Raw genomic sequence first — 15,714 nt, forward strand, 5'->3', positions numbered from 1 at the left:
GATACTTCACGTTTCTTTGCATATTTCCTCATGTCTTAGCTGTCAGAAGTGGTAAATAAGTAGTAAATTCATTTGTACTACTAAGCAACAAGACGCTCCTGTTGCTTCTCTTTATTCAAGCGTTTCATTTCTGCCATTGCAGAATCGAATGTTGCATGTGCGTAATAGTTCAGCGTCATGGCTATATTAGCATGTCCCATAATGTACTGTAATGCCTTTGGATTCATTCCTGCATTTGCATAGTTGGTACAGAATGTATGTCGCAAACTATGTGGAGTGATGTGTGGCAATTTATCCTCGTTATACTTATTGTATTTCTTAACAAGACCTTTCATCATGCCGTTGTAATCACTTGCCACTTTTGGATAGTTCTTTCTATTAAGAAAGAGGAAATCACTATATCCATCAATCTCAACACGCTTATCATTCTTTCGATTCGCTAACACTCGCTTAAATGCTTGATAGGCTTCTTCAACCATAGGAACTTGACGTTCGCCACTTTTGGTCTTTGGTGTTTCAATGTAGTACCCAATTTCAGTATCTCTCAATAGCTGATGGTCTATATTGACAAGACGATTCTCAAAATCTAAATCTGGAAGTGTCAAACCACCAAACTCTGAAATACGAAGACCTGTTTTTAAGAGTATCAGAATTTCATCATAATTTTTGCTGTAGGTTTTATCAGCTTTTGCAAAGGCTAACAGTTTTTCTTCCTGTTCTTCTGTTAGTACGGTCTTAGGGACAGTATCATCATCAAGAACTGCTTTCAGTTGAAAGTCAAATGGATTCTTCCGAACACAATCATCTTGTATAGCAATATAGAATGAAGCCTTTAAAGAACGTTTGTAGTTATTGATGGTTTGATAAGCATAACCATTTTCACTCATTCTAATAGCCCATTCTTTAGCGTCTGATGGCTTAATACTGTCAATACTTCTTACACCTAACTTGTCTTTCTTCAAAATATCCATAAGATATTTGCGTCCAGTTTCAGTGTTTTTTCTAACCTTTGGTCTTTGAGCGTTCTGTTTTGCGTAAAGCTGGCAGAGTGTCATTTTCTTTCCTACAACATCAATACCATCATGAATGTCTTTCTGTAACTCTGCGATTTTCTCTCTAAGTGAGATACAATCACGCTTTCCTGCTGGTACTCGGTCTGTAGCCACAAGTTTCCACGAGTAAACAAATTGCGGTTCTCCAAATGAATCTATATATTTGTATAAGTATCTTCCGTCTTTTCGTTGGCTCTCTCCAGTCTTTAAGATTCGACCTTTATTGTCACGTCTTTTTTCTGACATGGCATTTGCTCCTTTCCTTTATGGAAAGAGCCTTGATACGACTTAATACTATTTTATCATATACAAGACCCTTTGGCGACGCTAGATTGCGTCCAATGTATCTATAATTTTTTCAAATTGTTTTCGTTTAATCTGAATACGATTGCCATTCATAATCAGCCAATTTGCATTTTTATTTTCCTCTGCCAAGCGTCGTAGCTTGTTTTCGCCAATACGAAAATATTTTGACGCTTCTTCAATGGTTAGGGTATAACGTTCCCAAATAGGAATGTCAGTCTGCTTCATAAAATCCTCCTTTCCAAATCACTTATTTGGATTTCATAAAAGTTGTTTTACCAGCAATCGAACAGCTTTAGCAAAGCTCACGGGAGTTCCACCCCTGCATGGTTCTCATGTAGCCATACTCATTGCCTGCGACGGTTTTATCACGCTCGGACTATTGACTGTATGGGAGTATCATTATCACGATAAGAATGTCGTTGCAGGCAATCCTGCTAAAGATTGCTTCTCGGATCACTAACATGAATCGCTCGCTATCTTTATAAGATAGGTCATGGCGGTTAGTTCCGTTGGCTCTTTTCTTATCGAAACGTATTCGATTACTTTTATTCAGTTTTCAAAGAACAATGGCTCGTTAGCCTATCAAAACACATTGAAAGCTCAATATGCTTTGGTGGAATAACAAACCTCCCTGTTCGGGAAGCGTGGAATGGTTTAGCACGCTTCCACGAAAGGAGAGAGGATATTACTTAATTTCAAATGACAAAATCTTTGTAATCAGTCTGGTTTCCATTCTTCCACGTAAGACTTCATCAACGACCATACTTTGATTGCCATATTCATCTTTCATAAGTCGTAGGGAACGCTTCGTTATGTACCCTCTGTAATGATGTAGAATCTGGTTAATCGCTTCGGTATCGCCATCTGTTGCCTTTACAATGAGAGGAAAGGGAATCATAGGATATTGTGTTTTCATTCTTCAAATTCCTCCATAAACTTTTTAATTAAGGCTAGTCCACTGGTTCTATGCCGATAGACAGTAGAACGGTTCAATTTCAACAGGTCTGCAATTTCTGAATCGCTCATGTCCATAAAGTAAAACAGCAGTAGAATTTCACGTTTCTTGTCTGGCAACTCACGTAATGCTTCACTCAACAAATCATTTTCAACGCCTACTGATAACCCATTGAGTGTAAAAATCTGAAAGTCAGTTGAATAGTTATCTGTTGTCGCAAACTGGCTAACAAGATAATCGCCAACATCCGAAAAGGACACCTCACGCTTTGCAATCCTTGAAAGATAAAGCATATAATTCTTTCGCTCGTCTTCCATAGCACGTTTACAGATATAGTCAAACTGATTTTCTATTGTGGTCTGAAAAGAAGATGGTTTCATGTTTCTCACCCCCTTTCTGTCTAGGAAAGGAAGTGAGCCTTGCTCGTTTATCTCCTTTCACTCTTAGTCCCAATGTGAAAGGGGGATTTGTTGCATTACTGATAAATAAACTTTGTAAAAAAGTTCTGAATAGCCAAAAAAGCATATAAACAGATTTATTTCTCTGTTTACATGCTTCTGTTATTCTATCTATATGATTTATAAAACCACATTGGTGGACGTACTTATCTATTGCAGATAGACGACTTTTTTTGACAAGAACCCAATGTAAGGAAATTTATTGTATATGATGTACTTCATGGCGACGTTGACCTCCAACAAACCGCCATTTGGAAGTAATATACAATATTTTAACAGCGTAAATAGCACTACCATATAACGGTTTTTTTTATTGGCGTTTAGTAGTGCTTTTTATTAAATATAAACCTATAAACCATATAACACGTTTTTCTATACCTGTTTTTAATTCAGTAGGAACAATAAAATGTATAGAGGTGGTCTACTATGCGTAAAAAAGAAGATAAATATGATTTTAGAGCCTTTGGTTTAGCCATTAAAGAAGCTCGATTGAAACGAGGTTTAACTCGTGAACAAGTGGGAGCATTGATTGAAATTGACCCACGGTACTTAACTAATATTGAAAATAAAGGGCAACACCCCAGCATACAAGTTCTTTATGACCTTGTATCGTTACTTCATGTTTCCGTTGATGAATTTTTCTTACCTGCTAATAACTTGGTAAAAAGCACCCGACGATTACAGATAGAGAAATACATGGATAGCTTTACAGACAAAGAACTATCCTTAATGGAATCTTTAGCCAGCGGTATCAACGAAGCAAGAAACATCGAAGACTAATTAAAAGAATCCATACATAACGGAAAGAGCCGATAAAATGAGATTGTATTAATCTCATTTTATCGGCTCTGCGTCTTTGCGTCTGGCTCTGTAATCACAGTTACTTTGAACTGCTTTATTTCAATTAAATTTTCTTGTCTGCATTTCGGACAATAGAGGGGGAATTTTTTTAATTCAGTATCTTCCCTTATCTTTAATCGTGTTTTATTTCCACATACAGGACACAATATCCACTTGTAGTTTATAATAACTATCTCCTCCTTTACACTTTAATTCAAATCTTTATTAAAAAATATTTCATCTTATTTAACAAGAAACCATATTTATATAACAACATAAAATACACTAAGTTATTTTATTGAACATATATCGTACTTTATCTATCCGACTATTTGGACGACGGGGCTGGCAAACAGGTTCACCGGTAGTAACATGGTACCCTTTTAACTCTGTTAAACAAACACTACGTCCATTTGTAAAGAAAGTTAAATCACTACGATATTCTTGAATACACCGAGCAGGGATTTCTCCACTAAGAATGACCTCATTATTTTTCAATTGAGTGTCTACGATGTTCGCACAATATTTAGGAGCATCGTTGTATGCTCGTGAAAGATATTCCTGTGGCGCATAAATTTTAAAACTAAGATATGGCTCTAACAATTCTGTTCCAGCTTTTTTTAAGACTTGTTCCAATACAATAGGAGCAAGCATCCGAAAATCTGCTGGGGTACTAACAGGGCTATAGTATAAGCCATACTTAAAACAGATTTTACAGTCCGTCACATTCCAACCATACAATCCTTGTTCACAGCCATAGCGTATCCCTTCCATAACTGCATTTTGAAATGATTGATTTAAGTATCCAAGAGAAACCGAGCTCTCATACTGCATTCCACTTCCCAACGGAAGCGGTGATACAGATAAACCAATGGAAGCCCAGAAAGGATTTGGCGGCACTTCGATGTGAATGGTATATTCTGCATTTTTTAACGGTCTCTCCATATAAATGACTGTAGGCTCTTTTAGTTCTATCTCCACATGATACTTTTCTTGCAACAGTGCACTAATCACTTCCATTTGTACTTTCCCTAAGAAAGAAAGTATAATTTCATGTGTCGTAGAATCCACGTAATATCGTAGAAGCGGATCACTATCTGAGATTTCCAAAAGGGCATCAAGCAACATTTCTCTCTGTTCAGGTTTACTCGGTTCAACAGTCGTTTGCAGCAGAGGGAGGGGATTTTCAATTCTCTCTCTCTGTGGCAATAGCTTTGTATCTCCAAGAACACTATTTAACTTCAAAAACTCATTCTGCAAAATAACAATTTCCCCGGAATAAGCCTTATCGATTTTACATAATTCACCATTTATTGAAGTATACATTTCTGTAATTTTTATTTTTTCCTTTTCCGATATTCTAACCGAATCTCGCAAATGCAGTACGCCACTATAAAGACGTATATATGCAAGACGCTGTCTTTTTTCCGAATACTCAATTTTGAAAACTTTTCCGCAAAGTTCAGACTGACCTCGATGTGTTGATGAATAAAATTTATTCGTAATCACTTCTATAAGGTTATCAATCCCTATATTGTTTTTTGCACTTCCGTGATAAACAGGGAACAGGGAACAATTATGAAATCTTATGCTTTCCTCTTGTTCGAGTTCTAATGCTTCTAATGATTTACCGGACATATATTTCTCTAAAAGGTCATCGTTTCCCTCTATTACCGTATCCCATTGTTCAGATTCGGTAAAGTTCATTACACGCATATTAGGATGCAGTTCTACCTTCTGTTTGATTACAATTTCCGCAGAAAGTTTCTCTTTAATATCCTGATAAACCGTTGATAAATCAATTCCATTTTGGTCAATCTTATTGATAAAAAAGATTGTGGGAATACCTATTTTCCTAAGTGCATGAAACAATATACGAGTTTGTGCTTGTACGCCATCTTTTGCAGAAATCAGTAGAATTGCCCCATCTAAAACTGATAATGAACGATATACTTCTGCTAAGAAATCCATATGTCCTGGCGTGTCTATGATGTTCACCTTCGTATTTTCCCACTGAAAAGAGGTTATTCCTGTCTGAATTGTAATTCCTCTCTGACGTTCTAAAAGCGTATTATCCGTTTTCGTTGTACCTCTGTCCACGCTTCCTAATTCTGTAATCGCTCCACTGTTATATAATAAGCTTTCTGTTAAGGTAGTTTTTCCCGCATCAACATGAGCTAAAACTCCAATATTAATAATTTTCATGTGATTTTCCTCCATTCAAAAGCCCAAAAGGGCATAAAAATCCCAGTGATAAATACTCTTATCACTGGGATTTTTATGCATAACCATAGGCATACAAAGCATACAGATATTCTCCGGATACTTTAGAATCACATGATAAAGGTATTCTTAAACTGGGTACAAAAAACTAAGCCCTCCTAAAAAAGGACATCCAATTATTTGTTCCCACTATCAAATTGACAGTTTATTTAAGAATACCTTGCCGCATATTTATTAACTCCTTTTAAATAGATACTTAAATTATAGCACGTAAGAGCATATTTGTAAAGGAATCTCCAATTTTTTATCAAAGAGAGTACGTGATTACAAAATAGCTGTAATAATGTACCAATATTTGTTATTCTATAATCTTCCAATTACTCCCGTTCTTTTCAAGTACCAAATCAAATTGAGATACCTGCGTTGCTTTGGTCTGCTGGTCGATATACTCCACTGTCAGCGATACCGTGACTTGATTATCCTTACGATTGTGAATAGGATTTACCAGTTCTTGAAAGATGTACTCTTTTCCGATTGGTTTTAATATCCCGTCATTCACATAGTAGGAAAGTTCACTGGCTGTCGCTGTAGGATAGAGCTTGAAGAACGTCGTTAAAAACTCATTGATTTCATTGGTTGTAATGGAATCAACCGTCCCCTCACTTTCAATGGCTTTTGGTTTATAACTTGATTTCTTAGGTATGTTGGTAATGGTCGGATTCTTAACCAGTACCATATTTCCAGAACCATCTACATAGACACTCACTATATAAGCAGAGTGGACGGTCTTTGTATTTTCTCCCTCTGTAATGAGCTGGTCTACACTGTAGGTTACATTAAACTCATTGTCGCCAGTTGGCTCTACCGTCCATATCTGAAATCCTCTTACAGAAGACGATACAGGAATATCTTTGCGTACTGTATCAACATTGAGAGCTTGAAGTTCATCTGTCAGATAGCCTTTTAGACTTTCCATTCGATTATCAATGGACTTATCGGATTGCTCCCATGAATAGTAGACTTTCGCAAAGTTCTCTACAAAATTTTCTACATGATGAGTATCAACGTATTCCTTTTCTATGATAGTTGTTTCGTGAATAGTATGAGTATCTATAGCTGTAAAGTGCTTGAATATCGCAAAGCTGAAACTAAGCCCTAAAAGTACCCACAAGGCAATCACAACCTTTTTATGAGGATTGACCTTATAGACACGAGGTTTCTTTTCCTTTGGTATCTGTTTTTCTTTATTCTGATTTTTTCTAAATTTCATCATTAAATCTTCCTTTCTCATTGTTTGATTCGTCCTGCTCCCACTAAATGCTGTTGCCAGTAGGGGCTTGTTAAGTCGGCATAACCGATTGGGTCGCCTGCATGAAACATACGGTTATTGCCAAGGTATATCCCAACATGAGTAATATAAGAGCCAGCGTTATAGGTAGAATGAAAGAAAACCAAATCGCCAGCTTGTGCTTCCGATAGTGGGATATGCTGGGTCACATCATATTGCTGTTGTGCGGTTCGTGGTAAGTTAATTCCAGCTTTTCCATACGTCCATTGTGTCAGTCCGCTACAATCAAAAGAAGTAGTCGGGGAAGCTCCACCGTAAACGTATCGCCAGCCCTCATATTTCAGTGCTTCGTCCATGATGGCTTGTACCGTATCATCATCAAACTCTGTTGTGACAAGATACTGCGTTACCAGTTGCACATAAAACATATTGCCATAGTTGTATCGCCAGCCCCCATTGATAGGTATGGCTATGGGATTGGGGTAAGACACTTTTTCGCCACCTGAATACTCTTTTGAGAAACTTTGAGCCAGTTCAAAGGTATATTTATTTCCACGATTAGCCACATACCCTAAGAAACCACCACCATAATTGTAGGACTGGATAACCGATTCTAAATCTACACTGAGCCTTTCGCTACTGGCTAATAATTCACTGAAATACTTCACACCTTGCTTAATGGATTCTTCTGTACTCAATGAATTAGGTGGAAGACCGAGGGATTCCGAGGACTGCATAACATCTTCCGCAGTACCGCCCGATTCCACCTGTATAATCGCAAGAAGTATGTTGACATATTCTTCAACGCCATATTCTTTGGCATATTTTTCTACCATAGGCTTATGAGCCAGCACTTCTGCGGAAACATTCACACCTCCATAATGAATATTGGAAATTCCGCTGTCCTGTTCATCTGAAAATAAAATGGCAACAAACAGAAGCAGTGAGAAGACCATCAAGAATAATCCAGAACCACCAATCACTAAAGTTTTCAACTTCATGGTTTCTTACCGACTTTCTTAATGGTGGCGGTTTTGATTGGTGGTCTACTTCTTGTATTTTGTAGTGGTACTCTTTGAACAGTAGACGGACGTTCTTTTGTGATTGGACGTTGTGAAGTTCTATCTGCTGTAGTGGTTGAAGTTGCTGGCTTTTGAACGGTTTTTTCTTGAACGGTATTGCCTTGGCGTTCCACTTTTGGACTTGAAAAATCGGACTTAACTGCTGGACGCTCTTGTTTGGCTTGTTGAGATTCCTTATATGAAGTCTGAATATTAGACTGTTTTGAGGTCTGTTCATCATGATATTGTTCTTGTCTTGTAGTCGGTCTTTCATGAACAGAAGAAGCAGGCTGTTTTTTCTGTTTGACCTGTTCCATTTCAGAGCGACGCTTCGCAATGGTTTTTCGCCTTTGTTCCTGCTGTTCCTTGCGTCCACTGGCTCTGTCCGCTTTGGTTTGAGAAATACTACTGGTTAAATCACGGACATTCTCTTTTACTTTGGATTTTCCTTGATATACTGCATATCTTGCATTGGTCGGCAAATCTTTAACCTGTTCTTTCAAACCACTAGCAGTGTCTACCATTCTGTCTTTGGTATCAGCTACTGTACCGATGGTTTGACCGATACGTTTTCCAAGTGTTGATTTTTCCTTTCCGTCTGGTCGGGAGTGATCTGCTTGTGTCCTTGCAGAACTCCCCGAACCCGACTGTCCTTTTTTACCTGTAACAATGGCAGACCCAGCCCCTAGAGTAGTCATGGAACGTCCAAGTTTCCGCTGTAGACGGTGCATGTGAGCGTGCATAAGCATACGAGGTTTTCTCATCACACGACTTCCCACACTTTGAGAATCGTTACTCTGTAGAGAAAACATACTCATTAAATCGCCCAGCTTGAAGTAGATTCCTGCAAAGGTCACAATCTGTAGAAAAGCAATCAAAAAGAACGGATAACCAGCCGATAAGGTATAGAGCATGGTTGAAATACTAAATGCTGTCGTAATAATCAATGTGATTCCAGCTCGTGTCAAAATGGTATTAAAGAGCTTTGTTATGGCTCGTTTTGACATACCATCAAATGATGGAATCATGCTTAAAATAAAGCTCACAGGCAGAAACATAGCATAGATGATAAAAAGTACCTGCGAGAAAATCATGATTCCTGTTAATAGGAATACAAATATGGAAATCCCAATATTGAAGACAAATAGGAAGAAGACTGTACCTAAACGGTTAATGGTCTTTGTAATGGTTAGATTGGTATTGCTTCTGTCTTCAATTTCTTCCGCAACAATTTTTTCTCTGTCTTCGCCATTGTTGGAATCTGGGCTGGTGGAGAGCAGGCTTTCCACACGGTCAATACCGATACTTTCAATGTCTGAACTGTTGTATTGAAGCAGTAGCCACGGTTGCTGAACCTGTATGGAAAACAGGCTATCTCTGATTAAGTCCACGCTGTCCTTGCCTTGACTATCGGAATGGGGCATGACAATCTTCGTGCCAAGTGATAAACTGGCATTACTGATGTCTGATGAAAAGTCATTGATTTTTTTAATGTAGTCGGGAGCGTAGGCAATAAAGGAAGCCGATAGGATAAACACCAGCACAAAATTCATAATGGCATGAATTGCCTTTGTGGTTTCTCTCTTTATCAGTCCCGTATAGGCAACATAAACCCCAAGAACCAAAATCAAGAGTAAGAGGAATCCAACATAGAAACCCTCTGTTGAAAATCCGTTTGCACTCACACCAGCTAAGGTCTGCATATTCTTACCAATGGAATCTGCTGTAGCGGAAATGAAGTCTAAGGAATAGGCTTCCTGTACTAAGTAACCTGTCGCATTGGAAACATACAAACTGATTGTCCAAATAAAATTGGTAATGGCATATAGTCCATACATGACCTGTTTTCCAATCCCGTCCGACCAGTTCCACGGAAGCCAGCCCCAGCTATTATCCACATAAAAATCCAGTTGATAGTTTTCAAGTGGGTATCGGCTGTATTCATTTGCCACATTGACCGTATCATCTACCAAGCCCGCAGCTTGAACCACCGTTCCCAGCATGGCTAAAAGAAAAATGGCAATCACAAGTGTGAAAGCCACTGTCATTGCCACTTTACCTAGACGTTTCAGCGTCCAGTTTGATTTTATTCTGTTTACTATTGATGGTTTCACATTTACACCTCTTTTCGCACAGGTGGTCTGGTATCAAAGGCATGGAGCAGTTCTTCAAATACAGGGTGGAACTGTATCACACCGACACGACCATATAAATCACTGATAAGGCATTGCCCGTTTTCCAAATCACGCAATCGCTTCTGATTGTTTTCGTCCTCTGGGTCTACACCAAAAAAGGCTAAGGTCTTTTTAATCTCGTTAAGGTCAGTGGAACGAAATGCAAATTTTAAGCCGAGGTTATTTTTCAGTTTTTCATCTAAGAGGTCGTCTGTATTTTGGGTCACGAAATATACCCCAGCGTTCATAGCACGACCAGCCCGAACCAGCTTCATAGATAGTGTTTTTCCTTGTGCTACCTGTAAAAAGCTCCATGCTTCGTCTAAATCTACAATCTTGAAAATGCTTCGGTCTGTATGGATAAAGTCTAAAGCAAAGGTACTAATGACAATCAGCATAGCAACGGATAAAAGCTCCATAGTGGTATATTCCTCAAAGGAAGTTTCCTTGTCGGGAAGTACCAAGTCCGCAACCTGTATAATGTTCAGTTGTTTTTCTAAGCTGATAGACTGCTCCACATAACCATTACTGAATAATAAATGTGCAAAGTCATAGTCTGTAAAACTTTCGATATGGTCGGCTATACTGGTACTTAGTGGCGTATTCTCAACCCGTAATTCCTCAATCACTTTCATCAACCCTCGTACTTCACTATTGGTTACTGCACGAATGGCTTTTCTAAGGATTGGGAAGCGTTCCCCATCACGAGAGGAAATCCCCGTAAGGAATGTCAGAATATCAATAGCCAGTGATTCAGAATCTTTGGGATTTTTCATAATCACATAAGGGTCAAGTAAGCCTTTGTTTTTCTCATCAGAAGTCAGAGTGACGATATTGATTTCATGGGAAATCTCTGGCAAGGTTTCTTTCCATCTGCCACGTTCTGCTTTTGGGTCTACAATCACTGCTTGTGCCCCATAAAGCACCGCATAATAGACGATAAGGTTATTCGCAAAGGATTTACCACCACCCAGCGAACCAACAAAAGCCGACGCTAACGCATTGGTTACTGAACCCTTAACCCCTTGACTGGCAAGAGCAGGTTTCAGATAGACATTGCGTCCAGTATCTAAGCTGTAGCCAACATAAATCCCCTCATTTTCCCCCAGCATTTGAGTAGCACCAAAACCTAAACCAGCGAGGAAATCAGAGGTCACGTATTGAATATAATCATTCATATAACGCTTGCTGGCAGGTAAAAATTCTTCATGTAAGCCGAGCATATCCCCAAATGGTCGTACCAGTTTTACGCTTAAATCGTCATAAAAATCTTTCACTTCATTACAACGACGTTTGAGTTCGTCAAGATCATTTGCTGATACCCTTACAACATAGGACAGCTTATACATAGATTCCTTGCTTTGGTCTAAATTGGTTTCCAGCTCGTTCACACTTTCCAGAGCTTCCGCCACATTAGAGCTGGTTTCATTATCACTTTGCCATGCGTGGTTATCCAAGTCTTTCAGTTCTTTCTTTTTATTGCGGACAGTAGATAGGGCTTTACGATTCGCTACAATTTCCACATTCATTGACGTATCAATCGGGAATGTAAATTGCTGTTGCTGGTAGTAGAAGATTTCAGAGGACGGGAAGTCCAGTTCTCCGACAATGCTGTTAATGGTAAAGTAAGCTACATAGACGGTTTCATCTTCCTGCTGGATTTTCAAATATCGCTGTTTTTCTTCCACCAAACAGCGAGTAGGCTTAATCAAGTCATAGTATTTAATCAGCGTTTCATTATCCAGCTTTTTCTTTGATAGATGGTACTCATACTCTTCATAGGCAGTGCCTGTCTGTCCGTAAAGGTGTTCAATCAGATAGCCGAAGTCGTCCTTATCTAACCTGCGGATTTTGAAACGACGAGAGATTTTATTTTCTAAGAGCTTTTCCATCTTCTGAAAACGCAGGATTTCATCATTACTCATACTAACAAAATCGCCCATCAGCTTATGGTTCACATCATAGACAAAATCAGACAAAGCATTTTTTGCTTCAACGGTAAGACTTTTCATAGAAAACTCCTGATCGTTGAGAAGCAACTTAAAGCCGATAAAGAAACGGTAGTTCACTTGATTTTCGCCAATCATGGATATTAAAGCGTCTGTCTGTTGGTCGATTTTGTCATAGGCAACCGCTTTGAGCTTGCCAGTGACTTCATTTTTGGAACGCTCTTGTGCAGAACGTATGCTGGATTCTGTACTGATTTGTAAAGCATGAATTTTGCCATCACGATTTTGTGCGATAAGCTGTCTGAAAGAATCATGCACTTGTATTTTCTGTTCTGGACTTAGAAATGAGTAATTGTAAGGAACAAGCTCATAGTAAGCATAACATTCCCCGTCTTTATTCCAGACGAGATTGTTTTCAATGTATTTAATTGGATATGCCATAAAATTCACTCCTAACTGCTGTAATGGCTTCTTGTGGCTGGTTTCTGCCAAGCGTTACTTTTTTTCCTGCATAGGTCAGCTTTGGTCGCAGTGCATAAGCAATGACAGACTTCAAAAATCCATAAGGCTTTTTACCATCAAAAGTTTTTGTAGACATAAACCATGTGAAAGCCACAGGAATCCCAAAGTATTTGAGAAATGCTCCCTCTATCATGGAAAGAGGGGGCAAGTTGCCAAGTATCATCACTGCAAAGAGTGACACGACAAACCATGTCATTTGCGTAAAGGTTATGGGAAACGGAAGTCTAAAATCATTGATAGAATACAGTACCTTTTCCACAGACCAGATACTGGTATAGCTTCGTATTTTCTTCATGTAATCAATCCTTTCATAAAAAATAGGGGTAGCTGATTGAGCCACCCCGTAAAATAGAAAATCTGCCAGTAGTAATGTACCGACAGATTTAATAGACGATTTCAAAAATCCCATGATTGGTTGAGATAAACGTTCCTGAAAGGTCTAAATCCCGACCATAGGCTTGATAATCAATATAGTTTTGAAGACTAGCTGGTACTTCGCCTAAAGCACCCGTTTCTTCAATGTAGTAGCGTGCCACGTCATACATATCATCACAATCGGAATGAATGATAATATCCTCTTGATGTTCGCTTAGTTCTTCAATGCTTGAAAAATGAGTGAGCAGAGCAGATAGCTCCGATTGTAATTCTTCGGGTAATTCCGATACCATTTCCCATAGTCGATTGAGTTCGCCAATGGAAGTGTATTCGTCAACCGTAAAGGGTAACTCGTAGTCATGAATGGCGTATTCCTCATATTCATCATTCAAGCCGATTTTCTCTTTGACTTCCTCAAAGTCAATGGGAAAGGTAAACCACGCACCGACCAATTCGCCCTCATTGTATTTGCCTAAATTCGCAATATAGACTTGCATATCGTCCATATATTCACGTCCTTTCTTTGTAGAGATTCAAAAATCCCTACCGCACTTCGTTTGGTGTACCATTCCTTTGCGGAACATAAGAAAACCACTTATATTCCACAAAAGAACGGTTTTATTTAAGCACCAATAATGCGATTGAATAGCTCTAGTAAAATGTCTTTTACTCAAGCAGCGTTGAAGACTAAGCCAACCGCAATAATCGCAATAATTAAAAAGCCAATCAGTTTGCTAAACTCACGCTTGAAGCCAAGATACAAGCCAATCACAACGATTGCTAAAAGCACCAGTGATTGAGCGTTTGATAGAAACCAGTTATAAAGGTTTTGTCCAAAATTCATAAAAATGTTCTCCTCTCTATATTCAATGAATTTGTATTTGAGTTATTTTTTTGGGGTATACACTTTCTGGTATGGATAGAGATTCCATGCCAGATTTTTTTATACAAAAAAGAGGACATTTGCTGTCCCCTCGTTATACAATCAATTCACCACAAAAATCATGAAAGAAGGTTAAACAAATGTCCCATAATGATTCTATCCTAAATATTCTTGGAATTAAAGATAAAAATATTAAAATTATTTCTGTTGAAGAAGCTGAACACAACAACGATTCTGTTAAAGAGTATATAACGCTAATAACAGCTACTCTTTCTTATCCGATTAATCGTTGTCGTAACTGTGGCTTTCCCACAGTTAATAAGGATGGCTTTCGCAAAACTCATGTACGACTGGCAAGTTTAAATGGGAGAAGATATGAACTAGAGCTTCGTAAACAACGCTATAAATGTAAATCATGCCATACTACTTTTGGTGCTATTACTAATTTAACCAAAGAAAATCAAACCTTATCCAGTGATTTCAAAAATCAAATCATGCTTTTAGCTCGTAAAGGCTTATCTGGTCAGCTTATTGCTGAAATGTGTCACTGCTCTCCTAGCAGTGTTCGTCGAACAATCTTAGAGCGCATGGAACCACACTATCGTGTGGCTAAGTTGCCTAAGCATCTATGTTTTGACGAGTTTCGTTCAATTAAGTCTGTGATGTCCTTTATCTGTTGTGACGCTGAAACCCACCAAATTGTCACAAAGTTACAGGATCGTCTATCACCTACCATTGTTGATTATTTTGAAAGTCGTTATTCAAAAGCCGAACGCGAATGCGTTCAATCAGTTGTAATTGATTTAAATGCTCAATATCAAAGTTTTATCTATCGCCTTTTCCCTAATGCCAATATCATTATTGATCGCTTCCACCTTGTACAATTAGCTGGTCGCGCTTTGGACAATTGTCGTATCTCTATCCTAAAGCAACTTGATAAACAGAGCCAAGAATATAAAATTATGAAGTCACATTGGAAGCTATTCCATAAAAAAGCTGAAGATCTTCACCCTGAAGAAGTAGTTTTTCTTCGCGGCGTTAAACAATATATGACTCGCCAAAATGCTGTTGATCTCATTACTAGTAAATTTTCCAAGTTCGCTGAAGTATACCAAACTTACCAAGATATCACGAAAGCCCTAAACGAGCGCAATAGTGAATTACTAGAGTCAACCATCTTAGACTACCAAAAAACCAATACAGAAATGGATACTGCTATTCAAACCCTTCGTCAAAACAGAAAATATGTCTTAAATAGCGCTAAATTTGAATACTCTAATGGTCCTTTAGAAGGCATCAATCGCAAAATCAAAACCCTAAAACGAACTTGTTATGGTTTTGCCAATCAAAAATTTTTCTTTTTAAGAATCGATTGTATTTTTTCGTAAAAAAATACCCCCTACATTTTCGTAGGAAGTATTTTTAGTCAACCATACCAGTTGACAGATATCCCACTTAGGACATTTTCCTACAAGGGGTCCCGAGCGCTTAGTGGGAATTTGTACCCCTTATCGATACAAATTCCCCGTAGGCGCTAGGGACCTCTTTAGCTTCTTGGAAGCTGTCAGTAGTATATCTAATAATTTATCTCCATTCCCTTTAGTAACGTGTAACTTTCCAAATTTAAA

The 15,714-nt window shown here is 38.4% G+C and carries 15 protein-coding genes and 1 pseudogene; 2 read left to right on the forward strand and 14 right to left on the reverse strand.

What is annotated here, in order from left to right; all coding sequences use genetic code 11:
- Positions 1-80 precede the first annotated feature (80 nt).
- The 4 genes from FOA33_RS00895 to FOA33_RS00910 form a co-directional block, all read right to left on the reverse strand.
- Positions 81-1,298, reverse strand: coding sequence for a tyrosine-type recombinase/integrase (locus tag FOA33_RS00895; protein WP_001291561.1), 1,218 nt, complete (start codon positions 1,296-1,298; stop codon positions 81-83).
- An 81-nt stretch (positions 1,299-1,379) separates the two neighbouring features.
- Complete coding sequence (locus FOA33_RS00900) at positions 1,380-1,583, reverse strand: excisionase (RefSeq protein ID WP_000814511.1); 204 nt, start codon at positions 1,581-1,583, stop codon at positions 1,380-1,382.
- A gap of 460 nt (positions 1,584-2,043) precedes the next feature.
- The gene (locus FOA33_RS00905) at positions 2,044-2,274 is read right to left on the reverse strand and encodes a helix-turn-helix domain-containing protein (protein ID WP_000857133.1); all 231 of its coding nucleotides are present in this window, start codon (positions 2,272-2,274) and stop codon (positions 2,044-2,046) included.
- On the reverse strand, positions 2,271-2,693 hold the full coding sequence (locus FOA33_RS00910) for a sigma-70 family RNA polymerase sigma factor (protein WP_000804885.1): 423 nt from the start codon (positions 2,691-2,693) through the stop codon (positions 2,271-2,273). The genes FOA33_RS00905 and FOA33_RS00910 overlap by 4 nt, the downstream gene beginning before the upstream one ends.
- A 504-nt stretch (positions 2,694-3,197) precedes the next feature.
- Between FOA33_RS00910 and FOA33_RS00915 the strand changes: the two genes are divergently transcribed.
- Positions 3,198-3,551 carry a helix-turn-helix transcriptional regulator gene (locus tag FOA33_RS00915; RefSeq protein WP_001227347.1) on the forward strand — a complete coding sequence of 118 codons (354 nt, stop codon included), beginning with the start codon at positions 3,198-3,200 and terminating at the stop codon, positions 3,549-3,551.
- Between the two features lie 59 nt (positions 3,552-3,610).
- Here FOA33_RS00915 and FOA33_RS00920 read toward each other — a convergent pair whose 3' ends face one another.
- The 10 genes and pseudogenes from FOA33_RS00920 to FOA33_RS00965 form a co-directional block, all read right to left on the reverse strand.
- Positions 3,611-3,796, reverse strand: coding sequence for a cysteine-rich KTR domain-containing protein (locus tag FOA33_RS00920; RefSeq protein WP_011058338.1), 186 nt, complete (start codon positions 3,794-3,796; stop codon positions 3,611-3,613).
- A gap of 100 nt (positions 3,797-3,896) precedes the next feature.
- The gene (gene tet(M), locus FOA33_RS00925) at positions 3,897-5,816 is read right to left on the reverse strand and encodes a tetracycline resistance ribosomal protection protein Tet(M) (protein WP_221160352.1); all 1,920 of its coding nucleotides are present in this window, start codon (positions 5,814-5,816) and stop codon (positions 3,897-3,899) included.
- Between the two features lie 15 nt (positions 5,817-5,831).
- Positions 5,832-5,879: pseudogene (locus FOA33_RS09330) on the reverse strand (hypothetical protein); the annotation flags it as partial.
- A gap of 313 nt (positions 5,880-6,192) precedes the next feature.
- Entirely contained in the window at positions 6,193-7,125 is a 933-nt protein-coding gene (locus tag FOA33_RS00935; RefSeq protein ID WP_001224318.1) for a conjugal transfer protein, read from the reverse strand.
- Positions 7,122-8,123, reverse strand: a complete 1,002-nt coding sequence (locus FOA33_RS00940) for a bifunctional lytic transglycosylase/C40 family peptidase (RefSeq protein WP_000769868.1) — start codon at positions 8,121-8,123, stop codon at positions 7,122-7,124. Before FOA33_RS00940 ends, FOA33_RS00935 begins: the two co-directional genes overlap by 4 nt.
- Positions 8,120-10,297, reverse strand: a complete 2,178-nt coding sequence (locus FOA33_RS00945; RefSeq protein WP_000804748.1) for a CD3337/EF1877 family mobilome membrane protein — start codon at positions 10,295-10,297, stop codon at positions 8,120-8,122. Before FOA33_RS00945 ends, FOA33_RS00940 begins: the two co-directional genes overlap by 4 nt.
- 2 nt (positions 10,298-10,299) lie before the next feature.
- Positions 10,300-12,747, reverse strand: a complete 2,448-nt coding sequence (gene tcpF / locus FOA33_RS00950) for a conjugal transfer ATPase TcpF (RefSeq protein WP_000331160.1) — start codon at positions 12,745-12,747, stop codon at positions 10,300-10,302.
- Positions 12,731-13,123 (reverse strand): conjugal transfer protein, encoded by a 393-nt coding sequence (locus FOA33_RS00955; RefSeq protein ID WP_000723888.1) that lies wholly within the window; start codon positions 13,121-13,123, stop codon positions 12,731-12,733. The genes tcpF and FOA33_RS00955 overlap by 17 nt, the downstream gene beginning before the upstream one ends.
- Positions 13,124-13,211: 88 nt before the next feature.
- Positions 13,212-13,709: an antirestriction protein ArdA gene (locus FOA33_RS00960; RefSeq protein ID WP_000342539.1), complete on the reverse strand. Its 498-nt coding sequence runs from the start codon at positions 13,707-13,709 to the stop codon at positions 13,212-13,214.
- A gap of 164 nt (positions 13,710-13,873) precedes the next feature.
- Positions 13,874-14,047, reverse strand: coding sequence for a hypothetical protein (locus FOA33_RS00965; RefSeq protein ID WP_221160353.1), 174 nt, complete (start codon positions 14,045-14,047; stop codon positions 13,874-13,876).
- A 179-nt stretch (positions 14,048-14,226) separates the two neighbouring features.
- On the opposite strand from FOA33_RS00965, the gene FOA33_RS00970 reads away from it, so the two are divergent.
- On the forward strand, positions 14,227-15,474 hold the full coding sequence (locus tag FOA33_RS00970; RefSeq protein WP_221160354.1) for an ISL3 family transposase: 1,248 nt from the start codon (positions 14,227-14,229) through the stop codon (positions 15,472-15,474).
- The last annotated feature ends 240 nt before the right edge of the window (positions 15,475-15,714 follow it).

The sequence above is a fragment of the Streptococcus cristatus genome, from assembly GCF_019685515.1.
GTDB lineage: Bacteria > Bacillota > Bacilli > Lactobacillales > Streptococcaceae > Streptococcus.

Coding starts and splice junctions, on each gene's coding strand:
- FOA33_RS00940 (WP_000769868.1), bottom strand. CDS start 8,123: ATGAAGTTGAAAACTTTAGTGATTGGTGGTTCTGGATTATTCTTGATG.
- tcpF (WP_000331160.1), bottom strand. CDS start 12,747: ATGGCATATCCAATTAAATACATTGAAAACAATCTCGTCTGGAATAAA.
- FOA33_RS00955 (WP_000723888.1), bottom strand. CDS start 13,123: ATGAAGAAAATACGAAGCTATACCAGTATCTGGTCTGTGGAAAAGGTA.
- FOA33_RS00905 (WP_000857133.1), bottom strand. CDS start 2,274: ATGAAAACACAATATCCTATGATTCCCTTTCCTCTCATTGTAAAGGCA.
- FOA33_RS00935 (WP_001224318.1), bottom strand. CDS start 7,125: ATGAGAAAGGAAGATTTAATGATGAAATTTAGAAAAAATCAGAATAAA.
- FOA33_RS00960 (WP_000342539.1), bottom strand. CDS start 13,709: ATGGACGATATGCAAGTCTATATTGCGAATTTAGGCAAATACAATGAG.
- FOA33_RS00965 (WP_221160353.1), bottom strand. CDS start 14,047: ATGAATTTTGGACAAAACCTTTATAACTGGTTTCTATCAAACGCTCAA.
- FOA33_RS00970 (WP_221160354.1), top strand. CDS start 14,227: ATGTCCCATAATGATTCTATCCTAAATATTCTTGGAATTAAAGATAAA.
- FOA33_RS00900 (WP_000814511.1), bottom strand. CDS start 1,583: ATGAAGCAGACTGACATTCCTATTTGGGAACGTTATACCCTAACCATT.
- FOA33_RS00895 (WP_001291561.1), bottom strand. CDS start 1,298: ATGTCAGAAAAAAGACGTGACAATAAAGGTCGAATCTTAAAGACTGGA.
- FOA33_RS00915 (WP_001227347.1), top strand. CDS start 3,198: ATGCGTAAAAAAGAAGATAAATATGATTTTAGAGCCTTTGGTTTAGCC.
- FOA33_RS00910 (WP_000804885.1), bottom strand. CDS start 2,693: ATGAAACCATCTTCTTTTCAGACCACAATAGAAAATCAGTTTGACTAT.